Here is a 21,338-nt window from a genome sequence, read left to right on the forward strand (position 1 = left end):
TTTACCCAATCCTTTAAAGAAGCTGCCGACCACAATCACAACCGACGTTAACAAGGACAAGATTTTCTCAAATGCTTCCAAGAAATCCGCTACTTTTTCCTTGGTCCAATGGATGAACTCTGAACCTTTCTCGCTGACCCACTCCCAGCCGTCTTTGAAAAATTCGGTCGTCTTGTCCCAGAATCCTTTTTCTTCAGCCTGCACTTCTGTGTTATGGATCGGTTGTTGCTTTTGCGGCGCGGGAGTGTGTTCAAACTGATCAAAATCTTCATTCACCTTGGGAACATCAAATCCCCCGGGTTCGGCATAACCCGTGCCGCCAACCAATGCGAATGACCCGGCCAACAGAATCAGAAGGACAAAAAACGAGCGCAAAAACCTGTTCACGCTGTCAAACCTCCCGTGAAACCTTTTCGTTGTTGATCTTTGGTTCCCTTCAATTTTTATGTAACATTAGAAGGATACCGAATATATTCGGTCTTCAAGGGGTTGTCATTTTTTTTAAAATATTGCAAATTGATCAGAAGGAATGACAGAAGATTTCAAGTGGAGGGTATATCTCTTCAAGAGCCAGGCAATCCAAAACCCGGAAGTTAGGGATCGAGACGTATGTCCAGCATATTCCCGACGGGAAGGGAATGAATGGCCAATGCGATTCTAAAAAAGCAAAAAAGCCGCCTCAACATGAGAACGGCTTTTTGGGATACGGACGTCATCCGGATTGTTTGACGGCTTGATCAAATTCTTCCAAGACTTTCGCGGAAGGTTTGGCGGTGAGCAGACTGACCACGATGATGGCAATGGTACAAGCGATAAATCCGGGAATCATTTCGTAAACTTCTGCAAAAGCTTCAATTTGTTCCCAAATGATGACCGTAACCGCCCCGGTGATCATTCCGGCCAAGGCCCCCCACTTGTTCATCCGTTTCCAATACAAGCTCAACAATACCACGGGGCCAAACGCTGAACCGAATCCGGCCCAGGCATATCCGACCAGATTCAAAATGGTTTCGTTCGGATTCAAGGACAGATACAAAGCGATCAAGGCGACAATCAACAGGGAAATCCGTCCCACCAGCACCAGTTCTTTATCCGATGCCGAACGGCGCATAAACGCTTTATAAAAGTCTTCGGTCAACGCACTGGCGGTCACCAGCAATTGCGAAGAAATGGTGCTCATCACTGCCGCCAAAATGGCCGCCAGCATGAAACCGAAAATCAGGGGATGGAACAATACGTCCGACAAAACGATAAACACGGTTTCCGGATTGGCCAGATTTTGTGCGTTTTGATGAAAGTAAGCGATCCCGAGTAATCCGGTAAACATCGCTCCGACGATGGAGAAAATCATCCAACCCATTCCGATCCGGCGGGCACTTTTCATTTCCTTGACCGAAGTGATGGCCATAAAGCGGACGATGATGTGGGGTTGTCCAAAATAACCCAATCCCCAGGCCAGGAAAGACAAAATGCCAATGACGCTCGTTCCTCTGAACGCATCCAGCAACGCCGGATCAATGGATTTGATTTCCGAAACGGTGGTTCCCCATCCCCCGATTTCAAACAGGGTCACCAGCGGCACCAGAATGAGGGCGATAAACATAATGGTTCCTTGCACAAAGTCCGTCCAGCTGACCGCCAGGAATCCCCCAAACAAGGTGTACAAAATGACGACGCTGGCGGTTAACCAGACGCCCCACGCATAATCCATGCCAAATGCGGTTTTGAACAATTCGCCGCCGGAAACCATGCCCGACGAGGTATAAAAGGTAAAAAAGATAAAAATTACCAGCGCAGAGACGATTCTGAGAACCCGCGAGGAATCCTGAAAGCGGTTTTCGAAATAGTCCGGAATCGTGATGGAATTATTTGCAATTTCCGTATAAGTCCGAAGACGGGGTGCCACATAAAGCCAGTTCAGATATGCCCCCAACGTCAGTCCGACCACAATCCAGCCGCTGCTCAGCCCGGCGGCGTACATGGCGCCCGGCAATCCCATCAACAACCATCCGCTCATGTCCGATGCCCCGGCACTCAACGCGGTGACCGCCGGCCCCAGGTTTCTCCCGCCCAACATGTAGTCCGACAAATCTTGTGTCCGGCGGTAAGCAAAATAACCAATTACCAACATGCCAATCATATAAATGCTTAATGAGACAATGACACCTGCATTCATCCAAGCTCCCCCTGGAATTAGATTTGTGAGCGTTTTCAATCTCAAAGAAAAGTCCGAAGAAAAAGGTTCAGCGGTACCGCCAAAGCAATTTCACATATAAATACTTTTCTTTAATGCAACAGTATGTCATATTTGTGACATTTCGTCAACATTTGTGCATTTCGCCCCAATTTGTTCCATCCTATTTCCCGATTTTGGTATGTGGCACCGTTTTGGCTTCGCATACGATTTCCACCAAGGTGACACAAGGTTCGGAGAGAGCCTGTTGAATGACCGGTTCCAACTCCGCTTCGGTCTCCACCCGGTAAGCCTTTGCCCCCAGTCCGACGGCAACCGTGGACAAGTCGATATGGGCAAGTTCGGCGCCGAGCGTTTCCAGCCCTTCGGCGAGCATTTTGTTTCGCTCCATGGCATATGCCTGATTTTTCAGCACAAAGACGGTCAGCGCCAACTGCTGGTTCACCGCCGTGTTCAACTCGGCAATGGTTTGCAAGATTCCGCCGTCCCCGGCAATGGCGACCGATTGCCGGCCGGGGGCGCATAATTTGGCGGCAATGGCCGCCGGCAAAGCAAATCCCAACGTTCTCCACTTGCCGGACAGCAAAATCTCTTGTTCCGCAAAATGAAAAACCCGTTCAAACCATAGGGTGTGATCCCCCGTATCCACGGAAATCACGGCATCTGGATCCACCTGTTGATTGATGGCGTAAAGAACGCGCTGCGGGGCCAACGGCGATTGAATTTGTTGGATTTCGCCGGCCACTTTCAGATCCCACGCCGCTTTTTTCTCCTGAATCGTTTGCTCCCACTCCGGATTGGAATTCGTGGAGACATCGTTCACCAGTTCCGGGAGAAGCGAGCCGAGGTTCTCAACCAGTGCAGCTTTCGGGACATGGGTCCGCCCGATGTTTTCCGAAACACTGTCCACTTGGATCACGGGAAGATCCTGGGGCACGTAATCCTCCGGCCACCACGTCGCTCCCAGAATGAGGCACAAATCCGCCTCATGCAAAAGTTGGGTGGAAGCTTCCGATCCGCCTTGCCCCAAACCGCCGACAAACAAAGGATGATCATTGGGGACGCAGGATTTGGCCGGCATAGTGGTAATGATGGGAGCCGTCAATTTTTCCGCCAACCGGACCACTTCCTCCCGCACATTTCGGATTCCCCTGCCTGCAAGCAATACAGGCCGCCCGGCCTGCTCCAAGAGCTTCAGCACCGTTTGGTACTCCTCCTGGTAAGCAATCACTGACGGATCCGGAGGTGGCAATGGAAACAGGCGGGACCGGACGGTTTGTTTCCACAGATCTTTGGGAATGCTCAAATGCGCCACGGTGCCTCTGGCCAATGCAGTTTTTGCCGCCAGATTGAGTTGGGTGGGAAAAGCTTCAGGGTTCACCGTCGTTGCCGAATATTGCACAACGGGTTGAACCAAACGTTGTTGGTCGATTTCCTGATGGCTTCCCGTGCCCATGTTTTTCGTCGCCACTTGGCCGGTCACCGCCAATACCGGTGCACGGTCAAAATAAGCATCGGCCAACCCGTTTATGAGCAATGCGATCCCCGGGCCGCTGGTGGCCATGCACACCGCCAGCTTTCCGGTCAGTTTCGCTTCGGCGGAAGCCATCAAAGCGGCGGCCGTCTCATGGCGACAAGCGATATAACGGATCCGGTCTTGTTTGGCCAGTTCATCCAACAACTCCAAATTTGCATCGCCGATCACCCCGTAGATGCGCTCGCATCCCCATTCTGTCAACTGATCCAACAAATGTTTGGCAACGGTTCTGTCTTCCATCCCGATCATCCTTCAACACTTTTTAACCCCATTTATTTCCATTTTCAGAACCCTTTATCCCGAAAGCCTGCAACAAAAAAAGATGACCGGTTGGTCACCTTGCGTTGGATCATGGGGGTTGTCAGAGCGATCGGATACATTTTTTCAACTCGCCGGCCGGTTCCACATGAACATGCACATGGCGGATGTTGTCAAAGCCGATTAACTGTTTTTCCACCTTTTCCGTGATCTCATGGCTTTCTTCCACTGACAAAAAAGGATTCACTGCGATCGTGATTTCCACGAAAACATACGGACCGTGATAGCGTGCCCGGAGTTCCCGGACCTGGTCAATTCCGCTGATCTTTAGCACCTGTTGTTCGATTTTCTCCAGCTTCTCTTGATCAAATCCGTCCATCAGTTCGTCAACGGCCGGGCGGCCGATCTCCCAACCGGTTTTAAAAATCATACCTCCGACCACCACCGCCAGAAGCGGGTCCATCCAATGCCAGCCCCAATAAGCTCCCGCCATGCCCACCGCTGTCCCGAGACTGACCAATCCATCGGACCGGTTGTCACAGGCGGCGGCTTCCAAGGCTTGGCTGCCGGTTTTTTTGCTCAACGAAAAATTGACATACGACACGCCGAACATGATCAGCGCCGAACCGATCGACACGGCAAAGGCCCACGGATGCGCCTCATTTTGTGGCGGACGCCACAGGGCCTGAAGCGCACGCACCCAAATTTCCACCGCCACCAACACCATGAACGAAGCCGCCACCAGGGTGGCAATGGTTTCCGCCTTGCGATGGCCAAACGGATGGTTATGGTCTGCCGGTTGCTGTGAAACTTTTAATCCGATCAGGATGGCAAAGGAAAGCAACAAATCGGAAACATTGTTCAATCCGTCCGCAAACATCGCTTCCGATTGGATATGTAACCCCGTCCAACATTTCAAAAGAGACAAAACCAAGTAGGTGGCCATGCTGAGCCATGCCCCTTTTTGGGCACTCCTTGGGTCCGGTCCGGATAAATTCAACAAATTTCTCCACTCCTTTTCCCTGCCAAAGCATTCTTATCATAAAAGGCAAACCGGCTTTTCGTCCAGAGCAACGTTTTTTGCCTTGGCAAGAAAAACTGACATCCCTCATCTTTTTTGGATGCGTCCAAATTGCCCGATTGTCACCAGGCTTTGATAGAACTTTCCCGTTGACAAATGGTATGATGGAGACAGTATTGACTGAATGGAGATAGGTGGGTTATTGGTATGTGGAAAAAAGAAATCGTACAAGAAGCATGTCGCAAATTTCAGGGAAATGCAGATTCACTCCGGTTCCTGGGTGGATTTCATGAAAATGTCTATGAGTATGAGCGGGACGGGGAACGGTTCATCTTAAAACTAATTCCAATTGCTCGAAAAGACGAAGGCCAATTGAATCTGGAACAGCAATGGATCTCTTATCTCCGGTCCAACGGCGTCCGGCTGCCGGAACCCGTCTTGTCGGAAAACGGCCGGCCCGTTGAAACGATCATTCGATTGCCCATCCCCTGCTGCATCATATCTTATAAAAAGGAAAAAGGAGAAAAAATCCATGCATCCAATCCGTATGTATGGAACCCCCGATTGCTGCGCCGGATCGGACAAACGATGGGAAAGATCCATTCGCTGTCATCCCGGTTTACGCAACGGGCCGCCATCCCGGCATATGAAGAATGGAACGAAGGAGAGATCTTTTACCGGGACTTCTCTTTTGTGGACGGCTGGATCGCCGACCGCTTCAGTTTATTTTTGCAAAAGGTCCGCTCCTTCCCCAAAAACAGCCAATCTTACGGTTTGATCCACAATGATTTTCAGCCCGGAGGTTTTTTGGTCGATCCGCATGATCAGGTGATTTTGTTTGACTTCAAGCACATAAAACACCATTTCTTTACATACGAGATTGCCACCCTTCTTTTCCACGCATTGGAAGGGTTTCCCGAAAAAAATCATGAAACACTGAAAGATTCGTTCCTCCACTCATTGATGGAAGGATATTTTTTGGAACACCATCTGGAAGACGGCTGGCAGGAACAAGTGAGCTTTTTCTTGGAATACCGGCTGTTTTTCTTGTATATTTCCCTTCTCACCTTGATTCCGACCGAAAAATTGAACCACTGGCAAAAGGAACAACTCCTTCGTTTGAAAAGCCGGTTGGAAAAACGGCAATTTTTGGTCCGAACGGAATAAAAAAAAGCCACCTCGCCGGGTGGCTTTTTTTTTATTGAATGTAGTTCCTCGGATTGACAGGCGTCCCGTTTTTATGTACCTCAAAGTGCAAGTGCGGGCCGGTCGACCGCCCGTTGTTCCCGACGGCGGCAATTTGTTGCCCTCTGGAAACGCGCTGTCCGACACTGACATTTACTTGGTAACGGTACATATGGGCATAAAGGGTGCTCAATCCGTTGCCATGATTAATGATCACGTAAATTCCGTACCCACCGGGGTTCGATTTAATCGATTGAACCACGCCGGATTCTGCGGCGTAAATCGGTGTCCCCACCGGACGGGGAATGTCAATTCCCGCGTGCATGTGTGTCCCGCGGTTTTGGGAGAAGTTCCAATAAACCGTTCCGCGCGTGCTTGGAAAGGCAAGGATTCCGCCTCCCCCGCCAGAACCGGCGTATTTTTGCATCAGCTCTTTTTCCTTGGCTTCCAGCTTGTTCAATTCTTCCCGGTGTTTTTGAAGTTGCGCCTCGATTTCTTTTACTTTTGCTTCCGATTGTTCCAAAAGTTCAGATTGGGCTTTCTTTTTCTCTTCCAACTCTTTTTTGTTTTTTTCCAGATCCATTTTTGCCTTCACAAAAACATTGAGTTCGTTGGCCTGTTCTTTCATGAGAATGCGCATCACTTCAAACCGTTCCAAAAATCTGGAGAACGAATCCACAGTGAACAGGTGAGCCAAATGCGTCCCGTCCCCCTGTAGATACATGCGTCTCAAGTTTTCCCCGAACGACTTTTCATGCTTTTCCAAGTACGTTTGATTGGCTTCGATTTTCTTGTTGATCTCACCGATTTGTTGGTCCAATTGGGTGATTTCTTGTTCCACTTTCGCCAATTCTTTCTGGGTCTCTACCTTCATGTCCTGAATTTTTTCGATTTCGCTTTCCGACTTCTTCTGTTGGTCACGCACTTCTTCCAGTTCTTTTTTTCCGGACTCCGCATTCACCTGTTGGGCACCGGTGATGAAGGATGCGGACAGGATACAGGCCGTAAGTAAAATGGAAAGCAGCTTCCTGACCATCTGTCTCTCCTCTTTATTCTCAGTTTTTGAAGCTTTTACTATTCTACTATTTTAGCAAAAATAATCCAAACACCAATTACCAAAATTTATAACAGATTAGTGATACCAATCTGTCCTTTTTCAAGTATTTTTTACCAGATCCATCCATGACAGAATCTTATTCTCTTTCCAGAAACTCTAACTCTTTGACAGATCAAGGATATCTTTTAATCCAATCTTTGTCAAAGCCCCTTCCGGTTCATGACCTCCTTCAAAGCAAGCTCACTGGTGAATTTCCCGGCGATTGTGTCGATCCTTTGAACAAGAGAAAAGTTGCACTTAATCCAATATTTTAATTCGAATATAAACGTAGGATTGCTAAATGAAATATAATTTTATTTTTAAAAAACGGAAAACCTGCAAAACCATTCATTCTTTACCAACTTCATGAAAGACACCTGAAGAGGTATTGCAAAATGAGACGAAAAATTGCCAATATCATCTTTTCCTTGTTTTTTGTCGGTTCGTATCAGAAAAGAGCCGCCGGCGGAACACTCGGTGTATTGCTCGGGATCCTGCCGATCGGACACACGGCATGGATCATCGGACTCATCCTCAGCCTGGTCTTTCGTCTGAATCTGTTGGCGGTCTGTGTGGGAATTTGTGTTTCGCTTTTATATCCGCTTCTGCATGTGGCGGTGTACCGGATGGGGATGGACCGGTTTTTTCCCACCGCGGATGAAACCATTCTTTATCTCTTGACCGGCGCCCTGTTTTTGCTTGTATGCCACGGGATCTTTCTCTTTCTTTACAAAGACGTACATATCCGGACGCTGTCCAATGAAGAAAAAATGTTTGTCTTCCATGACCGGGGCAGAAGGTGGAGATTTTTAAAGCGGGCTTTCCTGATTTTAAGCCTTCTTTCCTTGGTCAGCCTGGCCGTATTCGGGATCAGCCTGTATGATCATCCGGTCGTTCCTCCGCTCTATTCAAACTCATGGGCGAAATCTTCCATTCAGCCGGCTGAACGGAATGACGTGTCTTCCGACGGCGAATCGCCTGTGTTCCCCGGGGAAATCGGAACACAAGAAGCAAAAGATTTCACAACTTATGCCTATTACGTCCCTTGGGATTCCAAAGGCTGGTTTGATTTGAACACACTGGGGCACATCAAAGACATCGACGTGCTGATTCCGGAGTGGTATTCGCTCACCCCCGATTTGACGCTGGACATCAAACGGGACGAGAATGTGGACAAGCTGGCTGAGAAACATCATGTCAAAATCATTCCAAGACTGAATAATTTTTCCGGTCAAGAGTGGGACGAACCGGCGGTCCGGCGCCTGCTGGCCTCGCCGCAAAAGCGCGCCGCATTGATAGAAAATCTGCGCCAGGACGTAAAAAAACACGGTTATGCCGGGATCAACATTTATTTTGAAAAGGTCCGGGCTGAAGACAAACTGCGGTTTACCCAATTCATCAAAGAACTGTCTTTTGCCTTTCATCAGGACGGGCTCAAGGTGATCCACAGCGTCCCGATTCGCGATCCTGCTTATGATCTCCTCGCGCTGTCCAAATATGCCGATTATCTGGATGTCATTTTGCATGAAGAACATCATAAAGAAGGGTCTCCGGGGCCGGTTGCCTCCTTTGACTGGGTGAAACAATCCCTGGAGAATTTGCCGGTTCCTCCTTCCAAACGGATCATCAGTCTGGGGACTTACGGATACGACTGGACGGTTGGAAAGCAAACGCCAGCTGAATCCTTGACTTTCGACCAAGTCATGTTGCTGGCCCGACAGCATAATTTAAATATTGAATGGGACCGGGCAAGCAACAATCCCACCCTGCGTTACAAAAAAGGAAATGAAGAACACATTGTCTGGTTTTTGGATGCGCCGGCCTTTTACAATCAATTGCGCCTGATCCGGCAATATGGCGCCGAGGGAATTGCCTTTTGGCGGCTGGGTTCGGAAGACCAAGCGATTTGGCCGTTGATCAACCGGGATCCCGATGCCTTGGCCGACATCAAGCAAATCTCCAGCCCCATTCCTGAATACATCGGCAACGGGGAAATATTGTCTGTCGCGGACACCGAAAAAAAGGGAACCCGTGATATCACCATGCAAAACGAAAAATGGATCCAATCCGTCGACTACCGTCACCCGTCTTCCCCGCTTCTGATTCAGCGGTTTGGCTCAGTGGACGGGAAGAAAATCGCACTCACGTTTGATGACGGTCCCGACGGCACCTATACCGGGAAAATCCTGGACATTTTAAAAGAGCACAACGTCAAAGCTTCTTTTTACATTACCGGCAGAAATGCCGTGTTACACCCGGATCTGGTGGAACGGTTGTATGAGGAAGGGCACGAGGTCGGCAACCATACGTACTTTCACCCTCATTTGGGACAAGTCCATCCGTTGCGCGTGCAGCTGGAGTTGCATGCAACCCAACGGTTGTTCCAAGCCTTTACCGACCACACCATGACCACGTTCCGCCCTCCCTATCAAGTGGAGTCGGAACCGCAAACCTTGGATGAAATCCGGGCCATGGTGCGGGGAAGCGGATACGGATATACGATGATCAGCAAAAACATCGAAACGTTCGACTGGCAAAACCCCCCCCAGCGAACAAATCCAAAAACGCGTTTTATCCCAGTTGAATCTGGGACATATCGCGCTCATGCACGATGCCGGCGGGGACCGCTCGGCAACGGTCCGTGCACTGCCCGGCTTGATTGAAACCCTGAAAAAAGAAGGGTATCAATTTGTCACCGTCAGCGAGTTGACCGGAAAAACGCGGGAGGAAGCCATGCCTTCCATCCAGCCGGAAGAAAAGATTTACATGCCGTTTGTCAAAGCCGTGTATACCGTATGGGGATTGTTTCAACACAGCTTCACCTTTCTCATCTATGCGGGCATCGGCATCGGGTTTGTCCGGGTCGCCTTTTTGATGTATTTCTCCTTCCGGCAACGGATCAAATTCAAAAGGCGGGTCAAATGGCTGAACCGGGGAGCGGAACTCGTCGATTTCCATCCGATGGTCAGCGTGGTGATCGCCGCTTACAACGAGGAAAAAGTGATTAACAAAACCATCCATTCAGTATTGAAAAGCCGTTACGACCAGTTGGAAGTGATCATCGTCAATGACGGATCCACCGACCGGACCGAAGCGGTGATCAAACAGGAGTTTTACCATGATCCCAGAGTCCGGGTGATCACCCAGCCCAACAGCGGAAAAACAACGGCCATCAACCGGGGATACCGTCTGGCCAAAGGGGAAATCATTGTGTCGATTGATGCCGACACCCTGATTACGGAAGACACCATCCCGCTTTTGGTCCGGCACTTCCAGGATGAAAAGGTGGCGGCAGTTTCCGGGAACGTCAAAGTGGGAAACGTCCGGAACCTGATCACGCTGTGGCAACATGTGGAATATATCACGGGCTTTAACTTGGAACGGAGGGCTTTTGACGATTTGAACTGCATCCCGGTCGTTCCGGGAGCCATCGGTGCTTGGCGCAAAAAAGCCGTCGAAGAAGTCGGTTATTTCCAGCATGACACCTTGGCGGAGGACACCGACATCACCATCACCCTGTTACGCCACGGCTACAAAGTGGAGTTCGAAGTGCGCGCGCTTGCTTACACCGAAGCGCCCGAAGACTTAAAAAGCCTCATCAAACAGCGGACCCGCTGGATTTACGGAACGTTGCAATGTTTGTGGAAACACCGGGGCGCTCTTTTCTCCAGAGAGCAAAAAGCACTGGGATTTGTTTCCCTCCCCAATATGTGGATCTTTCAATACGGGGTGCAAACTTTCTCGCTGTTTGTCGACTTGCTCTGCCTGTTGAGTTTGTTTACGGAACACGCCGTCACCACCATGATGTTTTATGCCGGATTCCTGCTGTTTGACCTTTTGGCGGCTTATTTCGCCTTCCAATTGGAAAAGGAAAGCCCCAAACCGTTGAAATGGCTGTTTATCCAGCGGTTTGTCTACCGGCAACTCATGTCTTACGTCGTCCTCCGTTCGTTCTACTATGCATTAAAAGGCGTCTCAGTCGGTTGGAACAAACTGAACCGGAACGGAAATGTGCAGCTGGAAATGAAAGAGCCCGTCAAACGGACCGGATAATGAGCATCAAAAACTCTCCTGGCCACTTGGATCAGGAGAGTTTTTTGTTTCATTTCAACAAACACAAAAAAAACCTCCGAAAACGGAGGTTTTTAAACGGTGTCCGCTTTGCCTGCCGGACTTTGCTTTTCTTTTTTCCACAATGCTTCCATCTGCTCCAGTGTTTTTCCTTTGGTTTCCGGAACCATCTTCCAGATAAACAGCGCGGACAGTACGCTCATGGTTCCGTAAAAACCATAAGTGAACGCACCACTGAATTCCATCATGGCCGGATAAGTCGAAGAAATGAAGAAATTGGCCAGCCATTGTGCGGCAACGGCCACCGCCATGGCCTGCCCCCGGATTTTGTTTGGGAAAATTTCAGACAACATCACCCAGCAAACCGGTCCCCAAGACATCATAAACGACGCGGTGTAAAATACCATGAAAAACAATGCCCAGATGCCGAACCATTGGAGTGATGCAAACGCCGCCATTCCGAACATGCCTGCGGCCATTCCGATTGAACCGGTAATCAGCAAAGGTTTTCTTCCCCATTTGTCCACCGTTTGAATGGCCACGATGGTGAAAATGACATTGACAGTCCCCATGACCACGGTTTGGACCATGGAGGCATTTTGGCCGGCACCCATGCTTTCAAAAATGCGCGGGGCATAATAGAGCGCCACATTGATTCCGACGAATTGCTGGAAAACCGAAAGCAAAACCCCCACGGCAATCACAAGCTTCCCGTAGGAAAACAGGCGGCCGGCTTTCACTTTTTGGCGCAACGACGCTTCGATTTCCGCCAAAATTCCCTGCGCCCGGTCTTTGGAGCCATAGATTTTCTTTAAGATGCCAAACGCCTGATCCCTGCGGCTTTTGGAAGCCAGGAACCTCGGAGTTTCCGGAACAAAAAACAATAAAACCAAAAACAGGGTGGCCGGAACCAGTTCGGATGCCATCATGTACCTCCAGCCACGGTCGACAATCCACTCCATCGAATGGCCGCTGGCAATCATCCAGTTCACAATGTATACCACCAATTGCCCGAAAATAATGGCAAATTGGTAGTAAGAAACAAGCCTTCCCCGGACGGATGCAGGGGCGATTTCCCCGATATACGTCGGTGAAGCGGCAGATGCGATTCCAACCCCGACCCCGCCAAGAATCCGGTAGAAGTTAAACATCCACAGCAATCCCATCGTGGGCTCCCCCGCTTGGAAAAACAAGAACTCCGGATACGCGGACCCCAAAGCCGACAAGATAAATAAAACAGCCGATACCAACAATGCATTTTTGCGTCCGATGGAATTGGAAATCCATCCGGAAATCATGGCGCCAAGGATGCAACCAATCAATGCGGATGACACGGTTAACCCGTGGACGAATGAACCAAGCCCGAGACTTTGGATCAGGTATACTTCAATGGCTTGCTCCGCCCCGGAGATGACAGCCGTGTCATATCCGAACAAAAGTCCTCCCAATGCCGCGGTCAAAGTAAGCGATAAAATATAAAAGCGATGCGTGCCATCCTTCATCCGTTTTGAGGAACAAGCCCCCTTTTCGGGGGCCGGCCCTCCGCCTCCTCTCTTTGTCAAGGCATTCACCGGAAGAAACCTCCTGCTTTACCTTTGGGCAACAATATTTAACAAGTATTGGTTGATGGTGGCTTTGATCTGTTCCAGCCGCCCGGATTCATTCCGGATTTCGTTTAAGCCCAGCGCATATTCCTCCAATTTGTGGAAATCGACTTTCCCTTCGACAATCTCTTTTCCGATTCCATCCCGATAACTCGCGTACCGTTTTTCGATCCATCCATCCAGCACTTGATCATCAATCAATTTTTGTGCCACTTTGAGCCCCACGGCAAAGCTGTCCATTCCGACGATATGGGCCAGGAATAAATCATCCGGTTCGAACGAACCACGGCGCACTTTGGCGTCAAAGTTCAATCCGCCCGGCTTCAAGCCACCATTTTTCAGAATTTCATACATGGCCAGGGTTGTTGCATACAAATCCGACGGAAATTCATCGGTATCCCAACCCAACAGAGGATGCCCCTGGTTGGCATCCACAGACCCCAGCAAGCCGTGAATCCGTGCATAGCGCAGTTCATGTTCAAAGGTGTGGCCGGCAAGGGTGGCATGGTTGGCTTCGATATTTAATTTGAAATCATCTTGAAGGTCATAATGTTGCAAAAACGCATAGCAACTGGCCGCATCAAAATCATATTGGTGCGAGGTCGGCTCTTTGGGTTTCGGCTCCAGCAACAACTGCCCTTCAAAGCCGATTTCTTTGGCATAATCCACCGCCATGCGGAAGAAACGGGCCAAATTGTCCAACTCCAGCTTCATGTCGGTATTCAAAAGCGTTTCATATCCTTCGCGCCCGCCCCAAAACACATAATTTTCCGCTTCCAGCTCTTTGGCAATTTCCAACCCTTTTTTCACTTTGGCTGCTGCATAGGCAAACACATCCGCCTGGTTGGAAGAGGCCGCCCCGTGCACGAAACGCGGGTGCGTAAAGTTGTTCACGGTGTTCCACAGCAATTTAACCTTGCTGTCTTTCATGTAATCCTTAATCATCGACACAATGATATCCAGATTTCGATTGGTCTCTCTTAAATTGCTTCCTTCCGGCGCGATATCCACATCATGGAAGCAGAAATAAGGAACCCCCAGTTTTTCAAAAAATTCAAAGGCCGCTTCCACCCTCGCTTTGGCCAAATCCAGCCCCTGATACCGGTCCCATGGCCTGAGCGCCGTTCCGCTCCCGAACGGATCGGATAAATCTTCGGTAAAGGTATGCCAATAAGCCACACTGAACCGCAAGATCTCTTCCATGGTTTTGCCGCCGACTTTTTCCTCCGGATTGTAGTGCTTGAATGCAAAAGGATTGGATGACCCCGGACCCTCATACCGGATTTTTTCAATATTAGGGAAAAAGCTCATCTACCTCTTCTCCTTTCATGATCTGCGATGGAAAAAAACTTCAAACTTTGTTTATTCTTTAAATTAAGTTAATCGCAAAATGAAAACGTTGTCAATATAAAATACTCATATAAACAAAGATATTCCGTTATACACACCAGATATTTCTTGTCGACTTTATTCATCGGTTAAACTATTCATATCAAAAAACGGATAGAAAAAGAGGCCTTCCATTCAATGAATGGAGGCCTCTTTTTCAGATCAACGGGCTTCAGGGCTTGATTACATCATGCCGCCCATTCCGCCCATTCCTCCCATGTCCGGAGAACCGCTGTCTTTTTGTTCTTCCGGTTTGTCAGCCACAACGGCTTCCGTGGTGAGGAACATGGCAGCAACGGATGCTGCATTTTGCAGTGCGGAACGGGTTACTTTCGCCGGATCCACAACACCAGCTTGGATCATGTCGACCCATTCGCCGCTTGCAGCGTTGAATCCGACTCCGGCTTCTTCTTTTTTCAGACGTTCCACGATGACGGAACCTTCCAATCCGGCGTTGAAAGCGATTTGGCGTACCGGCTCTTCCAGTGCACGTTTGATGATGGAAACACCGGTTTTTTCGTCGCCAATCGGCAAAGAGCTTTCCAGATCTCCCACAACATTGATCACATTAACAAGCGCGGTTCCCCCACCGGCAACAATTCCTTCTTCCACAGCGGCACGGGTGGAGTTGAGCGCGTCTTCAATGCGCAATTTTTTCTCTTTGAGTTCGGTTTCGGTTGCAGCACCGACTTTGATGACGGCCACACCGCCAGCCAGTTTGGCCAGACGTTCTTGCAGTTTTTCTTTGTCAAACTCGGAAGTGGTTTCTTCGAGTTGTTGACGGATTTGGTTTACACGGGATTGGATGGCACTGGGTTCACCGTAACCGTCAACGATGATGGTGTCGTCTTTGTTGACGCGTACTTGGCGGGCACGGCCGAGCACTTCGAGTCCGACGGATTTCAGGTCGAGACCCAATTCTTCGGAAATGCGTTGCCCACCGGTCAAGATGGCAATGTCATCGAGCATTGCTTTGCGGCGGTCACCAAATCCGGGAGCTTTTACAGCCACAGCGGTGAACGTTCCACGCAATTTGTTCACAACGAGGGTGGCCAATGCTTCCCCTTCCATGTCTTCGGCAATGATTAACAATTGTTTGCCTTGTTGTACCACTTTTTCCAGGATCGGCAGGATTTCTTGGATGCTGCTGATTTTTTTGTCGGTGATGAGGATGTACGGCTCATCCAAAACAGCTTCCATTTTGTCGGTGTCGGTTACCATGTAAGGAGAAATGTAACCGCGGTCGAATTGCATCCCTTCCACCACTTCGAGTTCGGTGGCGAATCCTTTGGACTCTTCCACGGTGATGACGCCGTCTTTACCCACTTTTTCCATGGCTTCGGCAATCAATTTACCGATTTCTTCATCGTTAGCAGAAATGGCTGCAACTTGGGCAATGGAGTCTTTTCCTTCGATCGGTTTTGCAATTTCATGAATTTGTTCAACGGCTTTTTTAACCGCTTTTTCGATCCCTTTGCGGAGAATCATCGGGTTTGCACCGGCAGCTACGTTTTTCAATCCTTCACGGATGATGGCTTGTGCCAAAACGGTGGCTGTGGTGGTACCGTCTCCGGCAACGTCGTTGGTTTTGGTTGCTACTTCTTTCACCAACTGTGCACCCATGTTTTCAAAAGGATCTTCCAATTCGATTTCTTTTGCAATGGTTACACCGTCATTTGTAATCAAAGGAGAACCGAATTTTCTTTCCAACACCACGTTGCGGCCTTTCGGTCCGAGGGTTACTTTTACCGCATTCGCCAGTGCGTCCACTCCGCGCAGCATTGCACGACGGGCTTCTTCGCTGAATTGAATTTCTTTTGCCATGACTCACCGTCCCCTTTCCATATGTAAGTGAAATTTTTATATCTCAATGACTGAGATCAGTCAACGATTGCGAGGATATCACTTTCACGCAAGATGAGGTATTCTTTGTCGCCGTATTTTACTTCGGTTCCGGCATATTTGGAGAAGATCACATGGTCTCCTTCTTTGACTTCCAATGCGATCCGGTTTCCATTGTCATCCAAGCGGCCGCTTCCAACCGCAACAATGCGTCCTTCTTGCGGTTTTTCTTTGGCGGTGTCCGGCAAAACGATGCCGCTGGCTGTTTTTTCTTCTTTTTCTACTGCTTCCAAGACAACACGATCACCCAAAGGTTTGATCATTGCGAAACCCTCCTTTGTTCAGTGGATGAATTTGTCATATTGTTAGCACTCATCAAAGCCGAGTGCTAACATCCATTAAATATAATATTCCTCTCGCCTTCATTTTTCAAGTGGGGAGCCAAAAAAACTATCAAAAATCCCGTTCAGGCAAAAATGAAAGCGATTCCCAACCCGAATCGCTTTCCAAATCCCGGTCTGCTTTTTTGTTTGTGAAATGCTCCTTATAATAAATAAACATCTCATATTGACTGGTTTAAATCAAGACGGATTTTAAAATCATCTTCCGGGCCGCCCGATGACGAATGGCCGGAAGAACCGCCATCCTGGCGCTTTCCGCCTTTGAACAAAGAGAGCAACCGGTCTTCAAAAAATTGGGAGACACACTGCCTGACCGATGGTATGGCCAACAGCGTCATCAAGACAAAGGCGAAAAAATACACCTTTGGGAAACGGTCTTTTGAACATGAACTCATGGTACTCCTCCTTCCATCAGGAATTGTTCCCCAATCCATATCAACCTATGTAACGCAAAAACTCCCGTCAGAGGACGGGAGTTTTTCGCCAATCATTGATTTTCTTTTTCCCACTCAGCATCTTGGCGCTCCATGCGCCGTGACAAAATCGTTGAAATGGAAATACTTACTTCATATAACAAGATCAGCGGAATGGAGACGAGGATGTTGGCGATCGGCTCGGGTGGCGTGATCAAAGCCGCGACGATCACCAGCCCCAGGTATGCATAACGCCGCACTTTGCGCAACAAATCCGGCGTCACCAAGCGGATGCGCGTCAAAAACAAAGTGATCACCGGCAATTCAAAAAACAGCGCGAGCGGCAGGATCACTCCGAACAAAAAACTGAAAGCATATTGTACGCTGAAGTTTTCCTGCAACCCCATCTGTCCGCCAAGCAACACCAAAAAATCAAGGATATAAGGAAAAATGACAAAATACCCGAAAGCAACGCCCGTTAAAAACAATCCCAATGAGACCGGAATATAAATCAACGCGGCCCTTTGTTCATTCGGGTGAAGACCCGGGCGGACAAAGCGCCAAAGGTGATACATCCAGAAAGGCGAACTGATCACCAAGGCTATAATGACCGATATTTGCATATAAATACGAATCGGATCAACCGGATTCAAGATGACGATTTTGTAATCGGAAAACAAGTCCTGCTTAATGAACAAGAACACATCCTGCGAATAAAAAAAGCTTCCGATTAAGGCGACGAAAAAAAAGACCAGACTCCATATAATACGGCGTCGAAGCTCCCCTAAATGCTCTGTGATCGGCTGTTGTTCATCGCTCATGATCCAATGCTCCCTTACAATCATCTGTGGCAATCATTTTTCCGTCGTCAAAGACTCTTCTTCGCTGTCCCCCGGGTTCCCTTCCGGAAAGTTTTTGAGGAAGTAAATCAATGTCTGCAGTTCGATCGTCAAATCGATATTGTGAATACGCACATAAGGTGGCGCCGTCAAACGGGCCGGCGTGAAGTTTAAAATCCCCCGGATCCCGTTCTTGACCAAAAAATCAGCCGTGGATTGAGCCGCATTCAGCGGAACAGTCAAAATCGCCACTTCCACATTGTGCAACTGGGTCACTTCCGCCAGGCGATCCATGGAATAGACCGGAATGCCATCCACATCTTTTCCCACTTTGTTCGGATCCTGGTCAAAACCGGCAACGATCTTGGTATTGTGGCTGCGATAAAAATTATATCTCAATAATGCCGTTCCGAGATTTCCCACTCCAACCAACACCACATTGGTGACCTCGTCTTGTTTCAAGAAATCCCGTAAAAATTGAAGCAGATAAGTAACATTATAACCGTAACCTTTTTTCCCGAGCTCACCCAGGTAAGAAAAATCGCGGCGAATCGTCGCCGGATCTATATGCAATGCATCGCTCAAATCCGCTGAAGAAACGCGTTGTTTCCCGATCGCATGCAATTTCTCCAAATAACGGTAATATAAAGGCAACCGCTTTGCCGTCACCTGCGGTATTTTATTTTCAGGCATCGTGCCAACATACACCTCCATAAATGTGAATCAACGCACAAAAGTTTTGCAAAAAACATCATACCATAAAACTTGTAAATTCGGGTGGTTCACTTAATTTTTAACCGGGTGAATTCCAATATTTTCCGCGGGGAAACCAACCAGTCCATCCTGCAATCATGAGGTTCTGCCTTCACATCATTTACAATTTGTTCATCATAAGCGACGCCCATACGGACCGCTCCGGGGTGCCGGGATAAAAACCGGTCATAATATCCGCCGCCGTATCCCAGGCGAAACCCTGAAACATCGAAGCCGACGCCCGGTACGATCACCAATTCCACTTTCTGAACGACAATCTCCTGACAAAGGGATGCGTCCGGTTCCAAAATGCCGTAGGCTCCTTCGGTCAAATCCTTCAATCCCCGAATCCGGAAGCAACGGATGGACTTCTTTTCTTTTTCGGTTTTTGGCAAAATCACCCGTTTGCCGGATGAAAGCGCTTCTTTCAGGGCAGGCAAAACATCCGCTTCACCACGAACCGGCATATAAAACATCACCGTCTTTGCCTGCTTGTAAGCCGGATGGCCCGTCACCTTCCGGCAGATAATATCAGAACATTCTTTCTTATATGCAGAAGAAAGACGGCTGCGGACTTCAAGCAAATGCCGGCGCAGTTCCTTTTTATTTTTCATGTTATTCATTCCTTCAAGGCAATGAAAAAACAGTGATTGATTCTTACATTATAACCTTTCTTTTTTCAATAATCCACCGGATATAAGGGCCGTCATGAATAATTTGCCCTGCGGCAAAGACTCGATTACACTGGACATGAGCGAGGTGGACCGAATGCTGTTACAAGCGAAAAACATAGAAAAAACATTTGGAGGAAACATCATTTTTCAAAATGTGGACCTGAAAATCAATGAAGGTGAACATATCGGACTCATCGGCCCGAACGGCGCCGGCAAATCCACGCTTTTAAGAATTTTGATCCGGGAACTGCTTCCCGATGAAGGCGAAATCCATCTTTCCAAAAAAGCCAGAGTCGGCTATTTGGCGCAAAACAGCGGACTTCAGTCTGAAAAAACGGTCTGGGATGAACTTTTGCTCCCGTTTCAAGAACTGATCGGGATGGAAAAGCAGCTCCGCCTGTTGGAAACGGAAATGGGCAAAGAAGAAGTATACACCCGGCCGGACATCTATGAAAAGACGTTGGAAAAATATTCCTCATTACAATCCGCATTCGAAGAAAAAGGCGGATATGCTTATGAAGCCAAAATCCGGAGAGCTTTAACCGGATTGGGAATGGGCGGCATTGACTGGAAAGCGACACCGGTCCAATCCTTGAGCGGAGGGCAAAAAACCCGGGTGGCGCTGGCCAAATTGCTTTTGGAAGAACCGGATTTACTCATCCTGGATGAGCCGACCAACTATCTGGACATGGACGCGATGTCCTGGTTGGAGCAAATGCTCGCCAATTACCCGGGGGCTTTGCTTTTGGTTTCCCACGACCGGTATTTTCTCGACCGTCTGGTCACCATCATCTATGAACTGGAACACCATCAGATCACCCGGTATGTGGGGAATTATTCTTCCTATGTGAAACAGAAAGAAGCGAGATGGGAACAACAACAAAAACTATATGAAAAGCAACAAGCCGAAATCAAAAGGATGGAAGAATTCATCGAGCGAAACATCGCCCGGGCTTCCACCACCAAGCGGGCACAAAGCCGCCGCAAAGCGCTGGAAAAAATGGAACGCATCCAACCGCCATCCCCGCGCCCGCGCAAAGCGGCCATCCGGTTTGAACCGGCCGTCCGAAGCGGCAAAGAGATTTTGGAAGTCAAAAATTTAACCATCGGATACGAAAAGCCGCTCATCCAAAACCTCGACTTCCGCATCGAACGGGGAGAACACATTGCACTGATCGGTCCGAACGGGCTGGGAAAATCAACATTGTTAAAAACCATCGCCGGCAAGCTTCCTCCGCTCAGCGGGACGTGGAAGTGGGGAACGCAAGTGGAAATGGACTATTATGACCAGGAACAACAAGAGTTGAATCCGGATCTTTCAGTGATTGACGAATTGTGGAATGATCACCCACGCCTGGATCAGACCACCATCCGTTCAGCACTCGGGCAGTTTCTGTTTTACGGGGACCATGTTTTTAAAAAGGTGAGCAGTTTGAGCGGCGGGGAAAAAGCGCGCCTTTCCTTATGTAAACGCATGTTAAACCAGGCAAATTTTTTGCTGATGGATGAACCGACCAACCATTTGGATATGCCCAGCAAAGAACGGTTGGAGCAAGCCTTGGAAGAATTTCCGGGAACCCTGCTGTTCATTTCGCACGACCGGTATTTCATCCGGCGCCTGGCCACCCGCATCTGGGAATTGACCCCCGACGGCATACGGGATTATCAGGGGAATTATGATTGGTACTTGGAGAAAAAGGCATTGGAGCAATTTGAAGACAAAACCGCCCCTCCCGCGCAGGGCACTTCATCCGCCCCTTCGCGGACTGAAGCAGATGCCTACCGGAAGCGGGAAAAAGAAAAGCAACGCAAACAAAAACAACGCCGGCAGAAGTTGGAACGGCTGGAACAAGAAATCGAACAACTGGAATCAAAAATTGAAGAGATTCACGCCAAGTTGTGCGATCCGGAAATTTATAACGATCCGTCCGCCAGTGCGCCTTTGCAACAGAAACTGGCAAAACTGGAAGAAAAATTGGAGGAAACCACCAATGAATGGGCGGACTTGGCGGATGAATCTTAGTCAAACAACGGTTGCGGCTGCCATCTGAAAAAGATGGC

The 21,338-nt window shown here is 48.8% G+C and carries 17 protein-coding genes; 4 read left to right on the forward strand and 13 right to left on the reverse strand.

The genetic code is table 11. The features are described from left to right. From ATH33_RS12655 to ATH33_RS12670, 4 genes are all read right to left on the reverse strand, one after another. Window positions 1-387: hypothetical protein (locus ATH33_RS12655; protein WP_211330151.1), on the reverse strand; the 387-nt coding region annotated here is incomplete at its 3' end. A gap of 325 nt (window positions 388-712) precedes the next feature. Continuing rightward, window positions 713-2,176: a sodium/proline symporter PutP gene (putP, locus tag ATH33_RS12660; protein ID WP_121874488.1), complete on the reverse strand. Its 1,464-nt coding sequence runs from the start codon at window positions 2,174-2,176 to the stop codon at window positions 713-715. Window positions 2,177-2,357: 181 nt separating this feature from the next. After that, on the reverse strand, window positions 2,358-3,971 hold the full coding sequence (locus ATH33_RS12665) for a thiamine pyrophosphate-binding protein (RefSeq protein ID WP_170151266.1): 1,614 nt from the start codon (window positions 3,969-3,971) through the stop codon (window positions 2,358-2,360). 121 nt (window positions 3,972-4,092) lie between these two features. Next, a complete protein-coding gene (locus tag ATH33_RS12670; RefSeq protein ID WP_052186774.1) occupies window positions 4,093-4,992 on the reverse strand; it encodes a cation diffusion facilitator family transporter in 900 nt (299 codons plus the stop codon). A gap of 225 nt (window positions 4,993-5,217) precedes the next feature. Between ATH33_RS12670 and ATH33_RS12675 the strand changes: the two genes are divergently transcribed. Next, a complete protein-coding gene (locus ATH33_RS12675; protein WP_121874490.1) occupies window positions 5,218-6,177 on the forward strand; it encodes a phosphotransferase enzyme family protein in 960 nt (319 codons plus the stop codon). A gap of 31 nt (window positions 6,178-6,208) precedes the next feature. Here ATH33_RS12675 and ATH33_RS12680 read toward each other — a convergent pair whose 3' ends face one another. Further along, window positions 6,209-7,231, reverse strand: a complete 1,023-nt coding sequence (locus ATH33_RS12680) for a murein hydrolase activator EnvC family protein (RefSeq protein WP_052186915.1) — start codon at window positions 7,229-7,231, stop codon at window positions 6,209-6,211. Window positions 7,232-7,686: 455 nt separating this feature from the next. Between ATH33_RS12680 and ATH33_RS12685 the strand changes: the two genes are divergently transcribed. Both ATH33_RS12685 and ATH33_RS12690 read left to right on the forward strand, forming a co-directional pair. After that, on the forward strand, window positions 7,687-9,954 hold the full coding sequence (locus ATH33_RS12685) for a polysaccharide deacetylase family protein (RefSeq protein ID WP_121874491.1): 2,268 nt from the start codon (window positions 7,687-7,689) through the stop codon (window positions 9,952-9,954). After that, window positions 9,872-11,344 (forward strand): glycosyltransferase, encoded by a 1,473-nt coding sequence (locus ATH33_RS12690; RefSeq protein WP_147437084.1) that lies wholly within the window; start codon window positions 9,872-9,874, stop codon window positions 11,342-11,344. The genes ATH33_RS12685 and ATH33_RS12690 overlap by 83 nt, the downstream gene beginning before the upstream one ends. Window positions 11,345-11,436: 92 nt before the next feature. Here ATH33_RS12690 and xylE read toward each other — a convergent pair whose 3' ends face one another. The 8 genes from xylE to ATH33_RS12730 all read right to left on the reverse strand — a co-directional run bounded on the left by xylE (window position 11,437) and on the right by ATH33_RS12730 (window position 19,217). After that, window positions 11,437-12,864, reverse strand: coding sequence for a D-xylose transporter XylE (gene xylE, locus ATH33_RS12695; RefSeq protein ID WP_037998304.1), 1,428 nt, complete (start codon window positions 12,862-12,864; stop codon window positions 11,437-11,439). Between the two features lie 87 nt (window positions 12,865-12,951). After that, the gene (gene xylA / locus ATH33_RS12700; protein WP_037998292.1) at window positions 12,952-14,277 is read right to left on the reverse strand and encodes a xylose isomerase; all 1,326 of its coding nucleotides are present in this window, start codon (window positions 14,275-14,277) and stop codon (window positions 12,952-12,954) included. A 261-nt stretch (window positions 14,278-14,538) separates the two neighbouring features. Next, window positions 14,539-16,179, reverse strand: coding sequence for a chaperonin GroEL (gene groL, locus ATH33_RS12705; protein WP_121874493.1), 1,641 nt, complete (start codon window positions 16,177-16,179; stop codon window positions 14,539-14,541). Between the two features lie 56 nt (window positions 16,180-16,235). Then, the gene (gene groES, locus ATH33_RS12710) at window positions 16,236-16,520 is read right to left on the reverse strand and encodes a co-chaperone GroES (RefSeq protein ID WP_037998287.1); all 285 of its coding nucleotides are present in this window, start codon (window positions 16,518-16,520) and stop codon (window positions 16,236-16,238) included. A 239-nt stretch (window positions 16,521-16,759) separates the two neighbouring features. Beyond that, window positions 16,760-16,993 (reverse strand): hypothetical protein, encoded by a 234-nt coding sequence (locus ATH33_RS12715; RefSeq protein ID WP_037998284.1) that lies wholly within the window; start codon window positions 16,991-16,993, stop codon window positions 16,760-16,762. Window positions 16,994-17,085: 92 nt separating this feature from the next. Next, complete coding sequence (gene tatC, locus ATH33_RS12720; RefSeq protein ID WP_037998282.1) at window positions 17,086-17,832, reverse strand: twin-arginine translocase subunit TatC; 747 nt, start codon at window positions 17,830-17,832, stop codon at window positions 17,086-17,088. 33 nt (window positions 17,833-17,865) lie between these two features. Further along, window positions 17,866-18,543 (reverse strand): redox-sensing transcriptional repressor Rex, encoded by a 678-nt coding sequence (locus ATH33_RS12725; protein ID WP_052186911.1) that lies wholly within the window; start codon window positions 18,541-18,543, stop codon window positions 17,866-17,868. 89 nt (window positions 18,544-18,632) lie between these two features. Continuing rightward, window positions 18,633-19,217, reverse strand: a complete 585-nt coding sequence (locus ATH33_RS12730) for a 5-formyltetrahydrofolate cyclo-ligase (RefSeq protein ID WP_037998281.1) — start codon at window positions 19,215-19,217, stop codon at window positions 18,633-18,635. Between the two features lie 94 nt (window positions 19,218-19,311). Between ATH33_RS12730 and ATH33_RS12735 the strand changes: the two genes are divergently transcribed. Further along, window positions 19,312-21,300, forward strand: coding sequence for an ABC-F family ATP-binding cassette domain-containing protein (locus tag ATH33_RS12735; RefSeq protein WP_231855204.1), 1,989 nt, complete (start codon window positions 19,312-19,314; stop codon window positions 21,298-21,300). Window positions 21,301-21,338: the final 38 nt, after the last annotated feature.

It is taken from the genome of Thermoactinomyces vulgaris (assembly GCF_003688725.1).
Classification (GTDB): Bacteria; Bacillota; Bacilli; order Thermoactinomycetales; family Thermoactinomycetaceae; genus Thermoactinomyces; species Thermoactinomyces vulgaris.